Source organism: Variovorax sp. LjRoot130 (assembly GCF_964253755.1).
Taxonomy (GTDB): domain Bacteria; phylum Pseudomonadota; class Gammaproteobacteria; order Burkholderiales; family Burkholderiaceae_C; genus Variovorax.
In genome coordinates this window covers 5,500,464-5,515,975 of sequence record NZ_CAXURM020000001.1, presented here as the reverse complement: position 1 = coordinate 5,515,975, position 15,512 = coordinate 5,500,464, and the positions used below count along the sequence as shown (strand labels likewise).

Here is a 15,512-nt window from a genome sequence, read left to right as displayed (position 1 = left end):
CAGCCTTCACAATGGTCCGGCTGTCCCGCCCGAAATCCAAAAGAACACAGAGCCATGGAATCCCCCACCCCCGACGACAGCGGCCCCGCCGTCGAAGCCGAAGCCGCGCCCTCGCTCGCGGCCGAGCTCCAGGCGCCCACCGTCACCCGTGCCTACCAGTGCCAGTGCGGCCGCCCCGTGTTCCTGCGCAACAGCCAGTGCCTGGCCTGCCATACGCCGCTCGGCTTCGTGATCGAAAGCCTGGGCGTGGTGCCGCTCGCGCCCGCAACGTTTGAAGGCGCCGAGCCCGACACCTTCACCGTCTTCGGCGATGCCGGGGGCAAGACCTATCGCCGCTGCGCCAACCTGATGACCCCGGCCGCCTGCAACTGGATGGTGCCCGCGCCGCGCGAAGGTGACGACCCGGCCTTCCACACCGATGGCCTGGTGCCCGGCCTTTGTCTGTCATGCAGCGTCACGCGCACCATCCCCGACCTGTCGATCGAGAGCAATGGCGAACTGTGGCGCAAGCTCGAGCTGTCCAAGCGCCGGCTGATCTCGCAACTGCTGGCGCTGGGCCTGCCGGTCGTCACGCGCCTGACCGATCCGGTGCACGGCCTGGCCTTCGACTTCCTGAGCAACATGCCGGGCGGCCCGCATGTGATGACCGGCCACGAGATGGGCCTGATCACGCTCAACGCCGAAGAGGCCGAGGACGCAGTGCGCGAGCGCATCCGTGCCGAGATGCGCGAACCCTACCGCACGCTGGTCGGCCATTTCCGCCACGAGATCGGCCACTACTACTGGGACCTGCTGGTCTACCCGACGCCGTGGCTCGACAGTTTTCGCGAGCTCTTCGGCGACGAGCGGGCCGACTACGCGACGGCGCTGCGCAACCACTACGACAACGGCCCGCCGCCCGACTGGGCGAACCGCTACGTCACGAGCTATGCAAGCGCGCATCCGTGGGAAGACTGGGCCGAAACCTGGGCCCATTACCTGCACATGGCCGACACGGCGGACACGGCGAAGAGCTTCGGCGTCGATGCGCAGAACGTCGAAGTCACCAGCGACCTGTTCGAGCTCTCGGATCTCTGGCAGCCCGAGCATCCCGGAGCGGCGAAATTCCTCGACTTCCTCAACGGCTGGGTGCGCCTCACCAATGTGCTCAACGAGCTGTCGCGCAGCATGGGCCAGCCCGACTACTACCCCTTCGTGCTGCCGCACGTGGCCGTGGGCAAGCTGCAGTTCATCCACGAGGTGATCGCCGAAGAGCGGGAGCGCGGCCGGCGGCCGCCGGCGCCCGTCAATCCTGAACCGCCGGCGCAGGAGCAGGATCAGCAGCAGTCGCAGCAACAGCGGCTGCAGTAGCGCAGCGCGCGCAGATGCAGGCGAGGCCGCGCATCTCTGCAGGGACGCGCGCGAGCACGGCGCGGTCGAAGTCGGTTTGCATGCACCAGCAAGGCGGCTGCACTTGGCCGGTCTCGCGCTCGATCTCCATCGCGCAGCGGTTCGCCTCGCCGCACAGAGGGCAACGCGAAGGATCGGGCCGTGCAGCTGCGGCGTTCATTTGGCGATCTCGAAGGCCGGCAGCTTCTTCGCGACCACGTGGTTCTGCAGCGTCACGTAGACCGGCAGCCCGTCGCGGTAGGCCGGATAGTCCTCGCCCTGGATCAGCGGCAGCAGGTAGCTGCGGCACTTGTCGGTGATGCCGTAGCCGTCGGCCGAGATGAAGTCGCGCGGCATGAACTTCTCGGTGTTGGCCACCTGGTCGAGCGGCGCGCTGCCGATGCGGTAGGCATAGGGCGAGTCGGAGGTCCGATCGATGGTCGGCATCACCGAGTTCTTGCCTTCGAGTGCCAGCTCGACCGCGCGCTGCCCGAGCTCATAGGCCTGCCGCGCGTCGGTGGCCGAGGCGATGTGGCGCGCCGAGCGCTGCAGATAGTCGGCCACCGCCCAGTGGAATTTGTAGTCCAGCGCCTCCTTGACCATCTGCGCCACCACAGGCGCCGCGCCGCCGAGCTGCGCATGGCCGAAGGCATCCTTGGTGCCCTGCTCGGCGAGGAAGGTGCCGCCGGGATGGTGGCAGCCTTCCGACACCACCACCGTGCAATAGCCATGGTGCTTGACCAGCGCATCGACGCGCGCCAGGAAGGCCGGCTGGTCGAAGGGAATCTCGGGGAACAGGATCACGACAGGAATGCCGTGGTCCGCCGCCAGGCCGCCGGCCGCCGCGATCCAGCCCGCGTGGCGGCCCATCACCTCGAGCACGAACACCTTGGTGGAGGTGGCGGCCATCGAGCGCACGTCCAGCGAGGCTTCGAGCGTGGACACCGCGACGTACTTGGCGACCGAGCCGAAGCCCGGGCAGCAGTCGGTGAGCGGCAGGTCGTTGTCGATGGTCTTCGGCACATGGATCGCCTGCAGCGGGTAGCCGAGCGAAGCGGACAGCTGGCTCACCTTGAAGCAGGTGTCGGCCGAATCGCCGCCGCCGTTGTAGAAGAAGTAGCCGATGCCGTGCGCCTTGAAGACCTCGATCAAGCGCTCGTACTCGCGCCGGTTCTTTTCCAGCGACTTGAGCTTGTAGCGGCAGGAACCGAAAGCGCCCGCGGGCGTGGAGCGCAGCGCCGCGATCGCCTCGGCCGACTCCAGGCTGGTATCGATCAGCTCCTCGGCGAGCGCGCCGAGAATGCCGTTGCGTCCGGCGTAGACGGTGCCGATTCGATCGGCGTGCCGGCGCGCCGTTTCGATCACGCCGCAGGCCGAGGCGTTGATGACCGAAGTGACGCCGCCGGACTGGGCATAGAAGGCATTGGTGGGCATGACGCGGGCTCCTATGCGGCAAGCGAGAACTTGTCGTCGTTTTCGGTTTGGATCAATACCTCAGCTGGAATGCCGAGCCCCTTGTGGATTCGACGAATCATCCTCAAGGTCAAGGGACGTTTGTGATTGAGGACTTCGTACACGCGATTCAACTGCCCGATGAAAGGCTCAAGATCCTTCGCCGAGAGGCCCTGCTGCTCCATTCGGAACTTGATCGCCTCGATCGCGTCCGGCGGGTCGATCGGGTGATTTTTCGATTCATAGCTCTGGATCAATGCCAGCAACACTTCGAAGCGATCGGCGTCCTCCGTGCCCGGCGCCGGCTCCTGATCGAAGTACGGCGACACCGTCTTCAGTGTGGCCTTGTAATCAGCTTCGGTTCGGATGGGTCGGATGTCCATGGACTACTCCACTTCAATAGTTTGGGCATCGATTCGGTCATATTCCGAATGCGTGCCGATGAATTTGACGTAAACGGCCTCGTATCTGTAAGCGATGGCAGCGATAAGGCGGTAGTCATTGCCCTTGATGTTGAAAACGACCCGGTTGCTTCCAACAAAGCGAGCACTGCGATAGCGGTCCTTGATGTCCTGCGGTGTCTTCCAAACTGCCGCCTTGGCCTCTTCATGCCAAGCCTTCAACGGCTGTTCCGAGGCGGGGTGGCGTACCCAAAAGTCCCTCAAGTACTTCACCGAAATGATCCGCATCGCGGTCAAGTTTAGTCCCAAATTGGGACTAAAACAAGCGCTTCCCCTCAGCGCCCCGGCAACCCCATCGCCCGCGTGATCACCTCTTTCATGATCTCGTTGGTGCCGCCGTAGATGCGCTGCACTCGCGCATCGGCGTAGGCGCGCGTTACCGGGTACTCCCACATGTAGCCATAGCCGCCGTGCAGTTGCACGCACTCGTCCATCACCTTGCACTGCAGGTCGGTGGTCCAGTACTTGGCCATGCTCGCGGTCGCGGTGTCGAGTTTTTCCTGCATCAGGAGCTCGATGCACTTGTCGACGAAGACCTGCGCTACCTGCACCTCGGTCTGCAGCTCGGCCAGCGTGTAGCGCGTGTTCTGATACGCCGCCACGGGTTGGCCGAAGACCTTGCGCTCCTTCACATAGGCCACGGTGTGCTCGATCGCGGCCTGCGCAGCGGCCACCGCGCTGATCGCGATCTGCAGCCGCTCCCACGGCAGCTGCTCCATCAGGCAGACGAAGCCGCGGTTCTCCTGCGCGGCGCCGCCGAGCAGCGCCTCGGCCGGCAGGTGGACGTCGTTGAAGAAGAGCTCCGAGGTGTCCTGCGCCTTCAGGCCCAGCTTCTTGAGACGCTGGCCCTTTTCGAAGCCAGCCATGCCGCGCTCCACCAGGAACAGGCTGGTGCCCTTGGCGCCGCCTGCGGGGTCGGTCTTGGCGACCACGATCACGAGGTCCGCATGCCAGCCGTTGGTGATGAAGGTCTTGCTGCCGTTCATGAGGTAGCTGCCGTCGGGCTGCTGGATGGCGGTGGTGCGCACGGCCTGCAGGTCGCTGCCGGCGGCCGGCTCGCTCATCGCAATGGCGCCGATCATCTCGCCGCTCGCGAGCTTCGGCAGGTAGTTCTTCTTCTGTGCCTCGGTGCCGTAGCGCAGGATGTAGGGCGCCACGATCTCGCTGTGCAGCCCGAAGCCGATGCCGGTGAAGCCGCGCGCCCAGAGCTCCTCGAACTGGATCACCGAATAGAGCAGGTCGGCGCCCGCACCGCCGTATTCGTCGGGCAGCGCCATGCAGAGAAAGCCGTTCGCGCCGGCCTTGTTCCAGACCTCGCGCGCGACGTAGCCCTGCTCTTCCCAGGCCTCGTGGAAAGGCGCGATCTCCCTGTCCATGAAGCGGCGGAAGCTGTCGCGGAAGGCTTCGTGGTCGGGGCCGAAGAGGGTGCGTTCGATCATGACTCGCGGCCCGGAAAGGTGGGTGCACGTTTCTGCAGGAAGGCGCTCACGCCCTCGCCGAATTCGGGCCGGTTCAGGAGCTCGCGCTGGCGTTCGCTTTCGTAGCGCAGCTGCTCCGGCAGCGTATGCCGCGCCGAGGCCTCGAAGGCCTTGCGCGCTTCGAGCACCGCATGCGCGGGCAGGCGCGCCAGGCGCTCGGCGATCTGCTGCGCTTCGAGCAGCAGCAGATCGTCGTCGACGCAGGCCCAGATCAGGCCCCACTGCGCCGCGCGTTCCGCCGGCAGCCGCTCGTCGAGCAGGCTCATGCCCATCGCGTGCGCCGGGCCCACGAGGCGCGGGATGAACCAGGTGCAGCCCAGGTCGGGCACGATGCCCAGCTTGGGCAGGAAGGAGAGGTAGAAGTAGGCGCTCTTCGCCGCGAGGGTCACATCGCCCGCGAGCGCGAGGCCGACCCCGGCGCCCGCCGCGGCGCCGTTGACCGCGCACACCACGGGCACCGGCAGCGCGCGCATCTCCTCGATCAGCGGGTTGCTGACCGATTGCATCCATTTCGCCGTCTGGTCGCCGAGCGTCTCGCCGGCTTCGGGCGCGCGCATCGCGCTCAGGTCCGCGCCCACGCAGAAGGCCTTGCCGGCGCCGGTGAGCACGACGGCGCGCACGCTGCGGTCCTCGCGCACGCGGGCGAAGGCCCCACGCAGTTCGTGCTGAAGGTCGAGCGCGATCGGATTGAGTTTGTGTGGAAGGTTCAGCGTCAGCGTCGCAACGCTGTTTTCAAGATCCCAGAGGACGGTCGACATCAGAGTCTTTCGATGATCGTCACGTTGGCCATCCCACCGCCCTCGCACATGGTCTGCAGCCCATAGCGCTTGCCGCGCTGTCCGAGCGCATGGATCAGCGTGGTCATGAGCTTGGTGCCCGAGGCGCCCAGCGGGTGGCCGAGCGCGATCGCGCCCCCGTTCACGTTGAGCTTCGCCGGGTCGGCGCCCAGGGTCTGCAGCCAGGCAAGCGGCACCGGCGCGAAGGCCTCGTTGACTTCGTAGAGATCGATGTCCTCGATCTTCATGCCGGCCTTCTTGAGCGCACGCGCGGTCGCGGGGATCGGCGCCTCCAGCATGATCACCGGGTCGTGGCCCAGCACGCTCATGTGGTGGATGCGTGCCAGGGGCTTCACGCCCAGTGATTTCAGGCCGCGCTCGTTGACCACCAGCAGCCCGCTCGCGCCGTCGCAGATCTGGCTTGCGGTGGCTGCGGTGCAGCGGCCGCCTTCGGCGATCAGCTTCACGCCCGCAATCGCTTCCAGCGTGGCATCGAAGCGGATGCCTTCGTCGATCGTGTGCATCTCGCCCGAGGCCGAGCCGTCGGCCAGCCGGATCTCGACGGCCAGGATCTCGTCCTTGAACAGGCCTTCGCGCGTCGCGGCAATGGCGCGCTTGTGGCTCTCCAGCGCATAGTGGTCGAGCGCATCCTTATCGATCCCGTACTTCTTCGCGATCATCTCCGCGCCGACGAACTGGCTGAACTCCACGCCCGGGTAGCGCCGCTGCATCCCGGGGCTGGCGTAGGTCCCGAGCCCCGCCTTGGCCGGCAGCGCATTGGGCGTGAACATCGGCACGCGCGTCATGCTATCGACGCCGCCCGCGATCACCGCGTCCATGCTGCCCGCCATCACGGCCTGCGCCGCGAAGTGCAGCGCCTGCTGCGAGGAGCCGCATTGGCGGTCGACCGAGGTGCCCGGCACCGATTCGGGCAGCTTCGAGGCCAGCACCGCATTGCGCGCCACATTGCTCGCCTGCTCGCCGACCTGGCTCACGCAGCCGAGGATCACGTCCTCCACCGCGGCCGGGTCGATGCCGCTTTTCGCCACCAGCGCGTCGAGCACCTGCGCCGCCAGATCCGCCGGATGCCAGCCCGCGAGCTTGCCGCCGCGGCGGCCGCCTGCGGTGCGCGCGGCGGCCACGATGTATGCCTCTGCCATGTGAATTCCTTAGAAGAAAGTCGATGGCCGGCGCCTCCCAAGCAAAACGCCGTCCCGGGGGACGGCGTGCATCGGTGCATCCAGGGCCACGAGCGTCGATGGTTCTACGCTCGGGCCCCCATGGTCAAGCCGGGGACATCCCGTGGGGCCGGAGTCGCCAAGGCGACCGTTCGCGCGACTTGGCCGAATGTGCCGGCAGCGCCGCCGGCCGCGAGCCGGAGACGGTGATGCACGACGGCTCCAGCGCCGACACCAGCATGCGCCGGTGCGAATCGCCTTCGAAGCGATCGCCGGGCTCCAGCACCACGTCGCGCGGATCGTTGTCGAGCGTGACCCAGACGGTGCCGCTGCGGCACTCGATGCCGACGCCGGCTGCGTCGGGCAGGGTGAAGATGGCGCGCTTCGCCAGGCTCAGGTGGAAGCGGCTGGTGTCGGTTGTCATGGCGGACTCCTTTGCATTCGGTATGAGAATGAATATAGTGAGTGAGTCCCTGTATGTCACACGGTCATCCGGAACTCGTTGCATGCGTGCTGAGAATGCGAAACTCTTTTCCGCCGCGGCCGACCTGCCGCCCCTGGAGCTGCTGCGCAGCTTCGAGGCGGCGGCGCGCACGCTGAGCTTCACCCAGGCGGCCGGCGAGCTTTTTCTCACCCAGTCGGCAGTCAGCCGCCAGATCCAGCAGCTCGAAGCCAGCCTCGGCGTGCTGCTGTTCGAGCGCCGCCATCGAGCGCTGGCGCTGACGGAGGCCGGCGGCGTATTGCAGCGCGCCGTGGTCGAAAGCCTGGAGCGGCTGCGCGACGCCACCGCGCGGCTGCGCGCCGCGCCGGCGCCGCGCCAGGTCGCGATCACCTGTACGCCGGGCTTCGCGTCCTTCTGGCTCATCCCGCGCCTGGCGCGCTTCACGGCCAACCATCCGCTGGTCGACGTGCGGCTCTCGGCCACGCTCGAAGTGCTCGACCTTGAGCGCAGCCGTCTCGACATCGCGGTGCGCTTCGTGCCGATCGAACGCGGCACCGGTCCCGCGCTGTTCGAGGAGTCGGTGATGCCCCTGTGCGCGCCGCAGGTGGCCGCCCTGCTGCGGGTGCCGGACGATCTGGCGGACCAGACCCTGCTGACCATCGAGATGCCGAAGCACAGCGAGGCGCCCACTGTCGATTGGGAACCCTGGTTCGAGGTGATGGGCCTGCCCGAACTGCGCATGAAGAACACCATGCGCTTCACCCAGTACACCGACGCGGTGGCGGCCGCCGTGGCTGGGCAGGGCGTGGTGATCGGCCGCCTGCCGCTGTTGCGCGAGCTGGTGCAGAGCGGGCAGTTGGTGGCGCCCTTCAGCGAAGGCGCTGCATCGCGTCGCGCCTACTTCATCGAGAGTTCGCGCCGCGCGGCCGGCAATGCCGACGCGCAAGATTTCGTGCGCTGGCTGCGCGCCGAGGCCGAGGCGGCGCAGCGCGCTTGAGGTTCAGCGCGCATCGGCCGCGAAGCTGAACAGGTCGGCGGCGGGAGCGGTCTCGGGCAGCACATAGACCAGGCCGCGCGAGGCACCGAGTGCAGGTTTCACATACGCGTCGTAGAAATCGGCCGGCACATTGATGCAGCCGTAGGAAATGCGGTTGTCGTCGACGCCGGGAGAAGCCAGGCGTTCGAGGCGGCGCTCGGACTTCTCGGTGGCGCGCACACGGTGCATCGACACGGCCGCGCCGTAGTCGACCCAGACGATGTCTTCGCCCTGCATGTTGCGCCCCGGCTCGGAGACGAAGCGGCCGGCCGGCGTGGTGCGCTCCTCGGGGCGTATCTCCGACATCTTGCGTTCGCCGATGCCCGGCACCGATCGATCGCCGCGGGCCAGGCCCAGCAGCACCGGCGCGTCGCCGCGCAGGCGGCCGTCGGCATCGAACACGAAAACTCTCGCGTTGCGCTTGTCCACGATCGCGAACGGCCGCTGGGCGCTGTCGCCCGTGGCCACCGCGCGCTGCGCGAACTGCGCGATCTCGGCGGGCGCATCCGCTGCTGCGACGGCAGCCGAGCAAGCCGCCAGACAAAGGACGAAAGAGGTGAAGCGCTTCAATGCGTCGACTCCGAATGGACTGAAAAAGCCGGGCATGCAGCCCGGCTCGTGGCGAAAATGCTATCTCACAGCACCTCAGTTGCGGTCTGCGCGCGGCGGAGACATCGGTGCCGGCGTCGTGGTGTCGGTGCTGGGCGCGGGCATGGCTGCAGGTGCCTGGCTTTGGCTCGGGCTTGTGGTCGTGCCCGGGCTTGTCGGCGTCTGAGCTTGCGCCACGGAGGTGCCGGTCGAGCCCATCGGGCCGCCCGCGGGACTTTGCTGGCCGACGGCGGTGGCCGGATCGGGTGACGAAGTCGTCGGTGGCGTGGCCTGCGCAAAGGCAAAGCCGCTGGCGCCTAGCGCGAGGACGGCGAGAAGATGCTTGCGTGCGTTCATGCGATTACTCCTTGAGGACAGACTGAGGGTTCGATGGAATGCGCCGGCCCGAATGACCAGCTGCGTTCAACTTAGGCGACCCCTGTGCATGCGCCGGGTCGGCACCCGGCGCGCAGTCCTGTAGGAAGGAGACCACGCGGCATTACAGTCCGGGGCAACCATATCGAGAGAAAAGTTTTTTCTGATGACCGACACCGCTCCCGCACCGACCACCGAAAAGAAGAAGGAAGGCGGCCGCCCCCGCCGCAAGCCCAAGTCCCAGGACGCCAAGGCGCCCAAGGCCCCGCCGCGTCCGCGCAAGGTGAACCCCGTGCTCGAACGCCTGTTCGAGCTCTACCCGAAGATGTTCGGCGCGCGTTTCCTGCCGCTCAAGCTCGGCGTGTTCCAGGACCTGCTGGCGCTGCACCCCGACGAATTCAAGAAGGAGGACCTGAAGATCGCGCTGGGCCTTCATGCGCGCTCCACCCGCTACCTCGAGGCGGTGGCCGCGGGGGAGAAGCGCCATGACCTGAATGGCGTACCAGTGGAAGACGTCGCGCCCGAGCATGTTCACCACGCGATCCTCGAAGTGTTCCGCCGGCGTCAGGCGCGCACGGCCGACGACTTGCGGCCCCAACTGCGCGCGCGGCTGGTCGAAGCCATCGAAGCCTCGAGCCTCTCGCGCGAGGAATACATGCTCGTCGTTCGCACGAACGACGAGGCATCGAACGCCGTGCTCGACGAGGCCTTCGCCGAATGGGGTGCGCGCACCGCCAAGCGCGAGGCGCTGCTGCGTGCCTTCGAGGCCAGCGGGCGCAGCGTGGCGGAGTTCGCGGAGATGTATGGGATGGATCCGGCCGAGGTAGGACGGACGCTGGAGCGCGCGCGCGCGCGCGCGCAGTCCGAGTAGCCACACGAACGCAACCGCCGTCGTCTTCGCGCCACAACCACCGGCTCTGCGCTTGCAGGCGGTGGCCGGTCTCGCCACAATCCGCGCTTCGTTTCAGCAAGCGTTTGCTGTGCGTCCGGTGACGATCAACCTCCCTGACGAGCTTTACTTTCCATGAACCGTTTTCTGAACTTCTGACTCGCACTCCGACCGCCCCGGCCGGACGTGCATACGTCCCGCCGCGGCCCGTCGACACAACGGCCCCGGCGCAGCCATCTGCCGGGGCTTTGTTTTTTGGAGTGCGGATATGAGTTCGCGACGCAGGGCGCGTGACGACGACAAACGTCTCGCCCGTTTTTACTTTCCGCTGCCGGCCGCGCCGGCGCCGCGCAACCCCGTGGTTGCCGCGATGGCGCATCGCGCGTCGAGCCAGGGTGCAGGCCGGCATTTGCGCAGCCGCCGCGCCGAACGGCGCGCGCAACGCGTGGCCTTGCAAAAAGCCGTGCGATGGGTCGAGGAGCCTTGAGATGCGCGAGGACATGGACAAGGTCATCGTCGAGCGCCCCCGTCGCGGCGGCGGCGTGCAGGGCGACGGGCGCATCTGGCGCAACAGCAGGGATCGCGGCGCGCACTTGGGCATGCAGCGCGGATACGCGCACCCCAAGGGTTTCAACGAGAACCTCGCGCCGCTCAAGCGCTGGTTGCACAAGCAGGCGCACCGGCCGTGGGACGCGGTGTATTCCGAGCTGTGCAGGGGTATCGACCGTCGCAACACGGTGCAGGCCCACATCCATCAGCACGTCGACCAGTTCGTCGAACGCGAGACGCGATGGATCGATGGCATGGTGATGGTCTGGCGCCGTTGGCCTGGACCTCCGGCGTGGGTGCCGGTGCGCGAGCATTCATACACCGAACTGTTCGTTCACCCCGTCACCGGCGTGTTGTTGCCGAATCGAGGCCAGCACAAGGCGCGGCAGCAGGAGCGGGCGCGACGGGCGCAGCGGCACACGGACCAACCCTATGCCGAGTACCACGTGATCGACAGCGTCACGCAGTGGCATCGGGTCGATGGCTGCTGGTTCGAAGTGAGGCTCGCGCCGCTGCCGCTCGGCACGGGAGCGACGGCAGAGCGCTATGACGTGCTGCGCCGCTGCAAGGTGACCCGCGCGCACGCGCGCCAGCCGCCGGCGCCCGGTGTGCCGGCGACGCGCGCCATGTATGGACAGGACTGCGTGTACGCGGTCGCCAAGCGGCAGCTCAGCCGCCGGGAGGTGCAGTCGCGCCTGGCCGGCGGCGCCTGAAGACTCGGCGTCAGGCCTCGCCCGCCTTCACCTTCAACCGCCAAGCATGCAACAGCGGCTCCGTGTAGCCGCTCGGCTGCGCGATGCCCTTGAACACCAGCTCCTGCGCCGCCTTGTACGCGGCCGAGGTCGCGAAGTTGCCGGCCATGTTCTGGTAGAGCGGATCGCCGGCGTTCTGCCCGTCGACCACCGCGGCCATGCGCTGGAAGGTGGCGTCGACCTGCTCTTTGGTCACCACGCCGTGCAGCAGCCAGTTGGCGATGTGCTGGCTCGAGATGCGCAGCGTGGCGCGGTCTTCCATCAGGCCCACGTTGTGGATGTCGGGCACCTTGGAGCAGCCCACGCCCTGGTCGATCCAGCGCACCACGTAGCCGAGGATGCCCTGCACGTTGTTGTCGAGCTCCTGCTGGCGCTCCTCGGCCGACCACTTCGCTTCGGGCACGACCGGCACCTTGAGCAGGTCGCCCAGGATGTTGTCGCGCTCGGCGTTGGCGTCGATCTTCTCCAGCTCCTTCTGGACATTCGCCACGCTCACCTGGTGGTAGTGCAGCGCGTGCAGCGTGGCGGCAGTGGGCGAGGGCACCCAGGCGGTGTTGGCGCCGGCCTTGGGATGGCCGATCTTCTGTTCCAGCATCGCGGCCATCAAGTCGGGCATGGCCCACATGCCCTTGCCGATCTGCGCCTTGCCGCGCAGGCCGCACGACAGGCCCACCAGCACGTTGTTCTTCTCGTAGGCCTGGATCCACGGCGTGGTCTTCATGTCGCCCTTGCGCAGCATCGGGCCGGCGTGCATGGCGGTGTGCATCTCGTCGCCGGTGCGGTCGAGGAAGCCGGTGTTGATGAAGGCCACGCGCGCGGCCGCCTCGGCGATGCAGGCCTTGAGGTTGACGCTGGTGCGGCGCTCCTCGTCCATGATGCCCAGCTTCACGGTGTTGGCCGGCAGGCCCAGCATCTCTTCGACGCGGCCGAAGAGCTCGCTCGCGAAGGCCACTTCGGCCGGGCCGTGCATCTTCGGCTTCACGATATAGACGGAGCCGGTGCGCGAGTTGCCCTTGCGCTTCAGGTCGACGGTGGCGATGGTGGTGGTGATCACCGCGTCCATGATCCCTTCCGGAATCTCCTTGCCGCCGCCATAGAGGATGGCCGGGTTGGTCATCAGGTGGCCCACGTTGCGCACGAACATCAGCGAGCGGCCGTGCAGGCTGACCGGCCGGCCGTCGGCGCCTGTGTATTCGCGGTCGGGGTTCAGGCCGCGCGTGAAGGTCTTGCCGCCCTTGGCGACTTCCTCGGTCAGCGTGCCCTGCAGGATGCCGAGCCAGTTCGAGTAGGCGAGCACCTTGTCGGCGGCATCGACCACGGCCACCGAGTCCTCGAGGTCGAGGATGGTGGAGAGCGCGGCTTCGAGCACCACGTCGCTGATGCCGGCGGGGTCGGTCTTGCCGATCGCGGTCGTGCGGTCGATCTGGATGTCGATATGGATGCCGTTGTGCTTGATGAGCACCGACTTCGGCGCCGCCGCGTCGCCCTGGTAGCCGGCGAACTGCGCCGGGTCGGCGAGGTGGGTGCTGCTGCTTTGCAGCGCCACCACGAGCTGGCCGTCCTTGACCGAGTAGCCGGTCGCGTTCTTGTGCGAGCCGTTCTCGAGCGGGGCCGCCTGGTCGAGCACGCCGCGCGCGAAGGCGATCACCTTGGCGCCGCGCGCCGGGTTGTAGCCCTTGCCCTTCTCGGCGCCGCCGGTCTCGGGGATCGCGTCGGTGCCGTAGAGCGCGTCGTACAGCGAGCCCCAGCGTGCGTTGGCGGCGTTGAGCGCGTAGCGCGCATTGAGGATAGGCACCACCAACTGCGGGCCGGCCTGCAGCGCGAGTTCGGCGTCGACGTTTGCGGTGCTGGCCTTCACGTCCTTGGGTTGCGGCAGCAGGTAGCCGATCTTCTCGAGGAAGGTGCGATACGCCCGCATGTCGGCGATCGGACCGGGGTGGGCCTTGTGCCAGGCGTCCATTTCGGACTGCAGCCGGTCGCGTTCGGCCAGGAGCGCGATGTTCTTCGGCGCGAGCTCGCCGACGATCGCGTCGAAGCCCTTCCAGAAGGTCGCGCTGGCCACGCCGGTGGCGGGCAGCACCTTGTCTTCGATGTAGCGATGGAGCTCGTCGGCGACCTGGAGGCCGTGGACGGTGGTGCGGGCGGTCATGTTCTCTACTCCTTGAAATCGAATGCAGCCGAAGACTTTATTCGATACCTGGCTGATAAGTAAGAGCCGTGCGCGGGTTTTATCAATGACCAAATTGAAGGTAATCGCGGCCCGCCCAGGCTTCGGCTCAAAGGGTAGGCCCTGATAGGAGCGATGTACATGCCCCGGATAATTTAACTTCTTAAATAATTACGATTCGAAGCGATGATCCTGCTGGCATCCAACGAAAACCCGCTCGGCATGCCCGAATCGGCGCGCCGCGCCGCAGCAGCAGCGATGGAAGGCGCGGGCAACTATCCCGACAGCAACGGCACCGCGCTCAAGCATGCGCTGGCCTCGCGGCTGGACGTGCCGATGGACTGGCTGACGCTGGGCAGCGGCTCGAGCGAGATCCTCGAGCTGGCGGCGCAGGTGAGCGTCAAGCCCGGCGAAGGCGTGGTCTATTCGCAATACGGCTTCATCGTCTATGCGCAGGCGGCGGCCCATGCCCATGCGAGAAGCACCGTGGTGCCGGCGCGCGATTTCGGCCACGACCTCGACGCCATGCGGGCGGCCATCGGCGAAGACACGCGCCTGGTCTTCGTGGCCAATCCCAACAACCCGACCGGCACCTTCATCGAAGCGGGCCCGCTGCTCGAATTCCTGCAGGCGGTGCCGGCGCACGTCACGGTGCTGCTCGACGAGGCCTACACCGAGTACCTCGCGCCGGCACAACGCTACGACAGCATCGCCTGGGTGCGGCGCTTCCCGAATCTGATCGTGGCGCGCACCTTTTCCAAGGCCTACGGGCTGGCCGGGCTGCGCATCGGCTACGGCGTCGCGCAGCCGGCGCTGGCAGCGCGCCTGAATGCACAGCGGCCGCGCTTCAACGTGAGCACGCCGGCCCAGGCCGCAGCGGTGGCGGCGCTGGCTGACGCGGCCTTTCTCGCGCGCAGCTACCAGCTCAACACCATCGGGCGGGCGCAACTCGCGAACGGGCTGCACGAGCTCAGGCTGGCTTCCATTCCGTCGTCGGGCAACTTCGTGATGGTGCAGGTCGGGGAGGGGCGCACCGTGCATGCGCGCCTGCTGGCCGCCGGCATCGAGGTCTCGCTGCTCGACAACTACGGCCTGCCGCACTGGCTGCGCATCACGGTCGGCCTGGCCGAGCAGAACGAGGCCGTGCTTGACGCGCTCCGCGACAACGCGCCAGCACGCTGATCCCGCTCGGCAAAGTCCGGTCCTTCAAACCTGCCCGCTGAGTCGGCTCGCGGCGGCGCGCACGGGTTCGATGTGCCGCTCGTCATAGCGATGCGCCGGCATCGTCAGCGTGAGCGCCGCGGCCAGGCGGCCGTCGGCGTGGAACACCGGCGCCGAAATGCCGCCCAGTTCGGCCGAGCGGTCGCCGACCATCGCGCAGTAGCCCTGGGCGCGGATGGCGTCGTAGAGCTTGCGCTCCTTGCTGCCGCGCGGGCGTTCGGCCTCGGGGCCGAAGGCGATCAGGATGCGGGCGCCGGCGCCGCGGTCGTTGGGCAGCAGGTCGCCGGCGCGCACGTGGTCGCGTACCACGTGCGGTGAATCGACGCGGTAGAGGCACAGGCGCGCCCAGCTGTCGCCCTGGTCCTGACGCACGTGGTAGGACGCGCTCTCGCCGGTGGCTGCGACCAGCTCGCGCAGCACCGGAGGCACGATGCGGTCGAGCGAGAGCGAGGCCGCGTAAAGGCCGTGCAGCCGCGCGATCTCCATGCCGAGCGCATAGCGGCCGTCCTCCTGCCGGCGGATCAGGCGCGCATGCTCGAGCGAGGCGAGCAGGCGCAGCACCGTGCTCTTGTAGAGCTGCGTGCGTTCGGCGAACTGCGCCAGCGTCAGCGCCTCGTCGCCGGGCTGGAAGCATGAAAGTAGGCTCAGCGCCCGATCGACCGCAGCGGCGCCGCCCGGCGCGGCGTTGAGGTCGGAGACCGATTCGGTGTGGGCTTTGCGGGGCATGGCTTCGGGTTGACAGTGGAGGGCGTGCTGCGGTCTAATTCTGTAAAACAGAAT

General features: G+C 67.4%; 18 protein-coding genes. 6 read left to right on the top strand and 12 right to left on the bottom strand.

The features are described from left to right. The first annotated feature begins 54 nt into the window (after positions 1-54). On the top strand, positions 55-1,350 hold the full coding sequence (locus ACSQ86_RS27340; protein ID WP_436310005.1) for a zinc-binding metallopeptidase family protein: 1,296 nt from the start codon (positions 55-57) through the stop codon (positions 1,348-1,350). Here ACSQ86_RS27340 and ACSQ86_RS27335 read toward each other — a convergent pair. From ACSQ86_RS27335 to ACSQ86_RS27300, 8 genes are all read right to left on the bottom strand, one after another. Then, positions 1,286-1,549 (bottom strand): cysteine-rich CWC family protein, encoded by a 264-nt coding sequence (locus tag ACSQ86_RS27335; RefSeq protein WP_093109957.1) that lies wholly within the window; start codon positions 1,547-1,549, stop codon positions 1,286-1,288. The two genes, ACSQ86_RS27340 and ACSQ86_RS27335, sit on opposite strands and share 65 nt — an antisense overlap. Continuing rightward, on the bottom strand, positions 1,546-2,802 hold the full coding sequence (locus ACSQ86_RS27330) for a 6-phosphofructokinase (protein ID WP_436310004.1): 1,257 nt from the start codon (positions 2,800-2,802) through the stop codon (positions 1,546-1,548). Before ACSQ86_RS27330 ends, ACSQ86_RS27335 begins: the two co-directional genes overlap by 4 nt. Positions 2,803-2,813: 11 nt before the next feature. Continuing rightward, the gene (locus ACSQ86_RS27325) at positions 2,814-3,203 is read right to left on the bottom strand and encodes a helix-turn-helix domain-containing protein (RefSeq protein ID WP_436310003.1); all 390 of its coding nucleotides are present in this window, start codon (positions 3,201-3,203) and stop codon (positions 2,814-2,816) included. Between the two features lie 3 nt (positions 3,204-3,206). Beyond that, entirely contained in the window at positions 3,207-3,509 is a 303-nt protein-coding gene (locus ACSQ86_RS27320; RefSeq protein WP_436310312.1) for a type II toxin-antitoxin system HigB family toxin, read from the bottom strand. A 47-nt stretch (positions 3,510-3,556) separates the two neighbouring features. Continuing rightward, positions 3,557-4,720 carry an acyl-CoA dehydrogenase family protein gene (locus tag ACSQ86_RS27315; RefSeq protein ID WP_436310002.1) on the bottom strand — a complete coding sequence of 388 codons (1,164 nt, stop codon included), beginning with the start codon at positions 4,718-4,720 and terminating at the stop codon, positions 3,557-3,559. Next, on the bottom strand, positions 4,717-5,517 hold the full coding sequence (locus ACSQ86_RS27310; protein WP_436310001.1) for an enoyl-CoA hydratase-related protein: 801 nt from the start codon (positions 5,515-5,517) through the stop codon (positions 4,717-4,719). Before ACSQ86_RS27310 ends, ACSQ86_RS27315 begins: the two co-directional genes overlap by 4 nt. Next, positions 5,517-6,695 carry an acetyl-CoA C-acetyltransferase gene (locus ACSQ86_RS27305; protein ID WP_436310000.1) on the bottom strand — a complete coding sequence of 393 codons (1,179 nt, stop codon included), beginning with the start codon at positions 6,693-6,695 and terminating at the stop codon, positions 5,517-5,519. Before ACSQ86_RS27305 ends, ACSQ86_RS27310 begins: the two co-directional genes overlap by 1 nt. Before the next feature lie 124 nt (positions 6,696-6,819). Then, positions 6,820-7,137 carry a DUF2917 domain-containing protein gene (locus ACSQ86_RS27300; protein ID WP_436309999.1) on the bottom strand — a complete coding sequence of 106 codons (318 nt, stop codon included), beginning with the start codon at positions 7,135-7,137 and terminating at the stop codon, positions 6,820-6,822. A gap of 82 nt (positions 7,138-7,219) precedes the next feature. On the opposite strand from ACSQ86_RS27300, the gene ACSQ86_RS27295 reads away from it, so the two are divergent. Further along, the gene (locus ACSQ86_RS27295) at positions 7,220-8,152 is read left to right on the top strand and encodes a LysR substrate-binding domain-containing protein (RefSeq protein ID WP_436305874.1); all 933 of its coding nucleotides are present in this window, start codon (positions 7,220-7,222) and stop codon (positions 8,150-8,152) included. 3 nt (positions 8,153-8,155) lie between these two features. Here ACSQ86_RS27295 and ACSQ86_RS27290 read toward each other — a convergent pair whose 3' ends face one another. After that, complete coding sequence (locus ACSQ86_RS27290) at positions 8,156-8,761, bottom strand: L,D-transpeptidase (RefSeq protein WP_436309998.1); 606 nt, start codon at positions 8,759-8,761, stop codon at positions 8,156-8,158. 75 nt (positions 8,762-8,836) lie between these two features. Next, on the bottom strand, positions 8,837-9,136 hold the full coding sequence (locus ACSQ86_RS27285) for a proteophosphoglycan ppg4 (RefSeq protein WP_436305872.1): 300 nt from the start codon (positions 9,134-9,136) through the stop codon (positions 8,837-8,839). 184 nt (positions 9,137-9,320) lie between these two features. Here ACSQ86_RS27285 and ACSQ86_RS27280 point away from each other — a divergent pair, with 184 nt between their 5' ends. From ACSQ86_RS27280 to ACSQ86_RS27270, 3 genes are all read left to right on the top strand, one after another. Then, positions 9,321-10,025 carry a ProQ/FINO family protein gene (locus ACSQ86_RS27280; protein WP_436309997.1) on the top strand — a complete coding sequence of 235 codons (705 nt, stop codon included), beginning with the start codon at positions 9,321-9,323 and terminating at the stop codon, positions 10,023-10,025. Between the two features lie 286 nt (positions 10,026-10,311). Further along, complete coding sequence (locus ACSQ86_RS27275) at positions 10,312-10,530, top strand: hypothetical protein (RefSeq protein ID WP_436305870.1); 219 nt, start codon at positions 10,312-10,314, stop codon at positions 10,528-10,530. Position 10,531: 1 nt separating this feature from the next. Next, positions 10,532-11,305, top strand: a complete 774-nt coding sequence (locus tag ACSQ86_RS27270) for a hypothetical protein (protein ID WP_093109969.1) — start codon at positions 10,532-10,534, stop codon at positions 11,303-11,305. Between the two features lie 10 nt (positions 11,306-11,315). Here the strand turns inward: ACSQ86_RS27270 and ACSQ86_RS27265 are convergent, their stop codons facing one another. Beyond that, positions 11,316-13,493, bottom strand: coding sequence for a malate synthase G (locus ACSQ86_RS27265; protein ID WP_436309996.1), 2,178 nt, complete (start codon positions 13,491-13,493; stop codon positions 11,316-11,318). A 204-nt stretch (positions 13,494-13,697) separates the two neighbouring features. Between ACSQ86_RS27265 and hisC the strand changes: the two genes are divergently transcribed. Next, complete coding sequence (hisC, locus tag ACSQ86_RS27260; RefSeq protein WP_436309995.1) at positions 13,698-14,693, top strand: histidinol-phosphate transaminase; 996 nt, start codon at positions 13,698-13,700, stop codon at positions 14,691-14,693. Between the two features lie 24 nt (positions 14,694-14,717). On the opposite strand, the gene ACSQ86_RS27255 is transcribed toward hisC, so the two are convergent. Beyond that, positions 14,718-15,458, bottom strand: a complete 741-nt coding sequence (locus ACSQ86_RS27255; protein WP_093109972.1) for an IclR family transcriptional regulator — start codon at positions 15,456-15,458, stop codon at positions 14,718-14,720. Between the last annotated feature and the right edge of the window lie 54 nt (positions 15,459-15,512).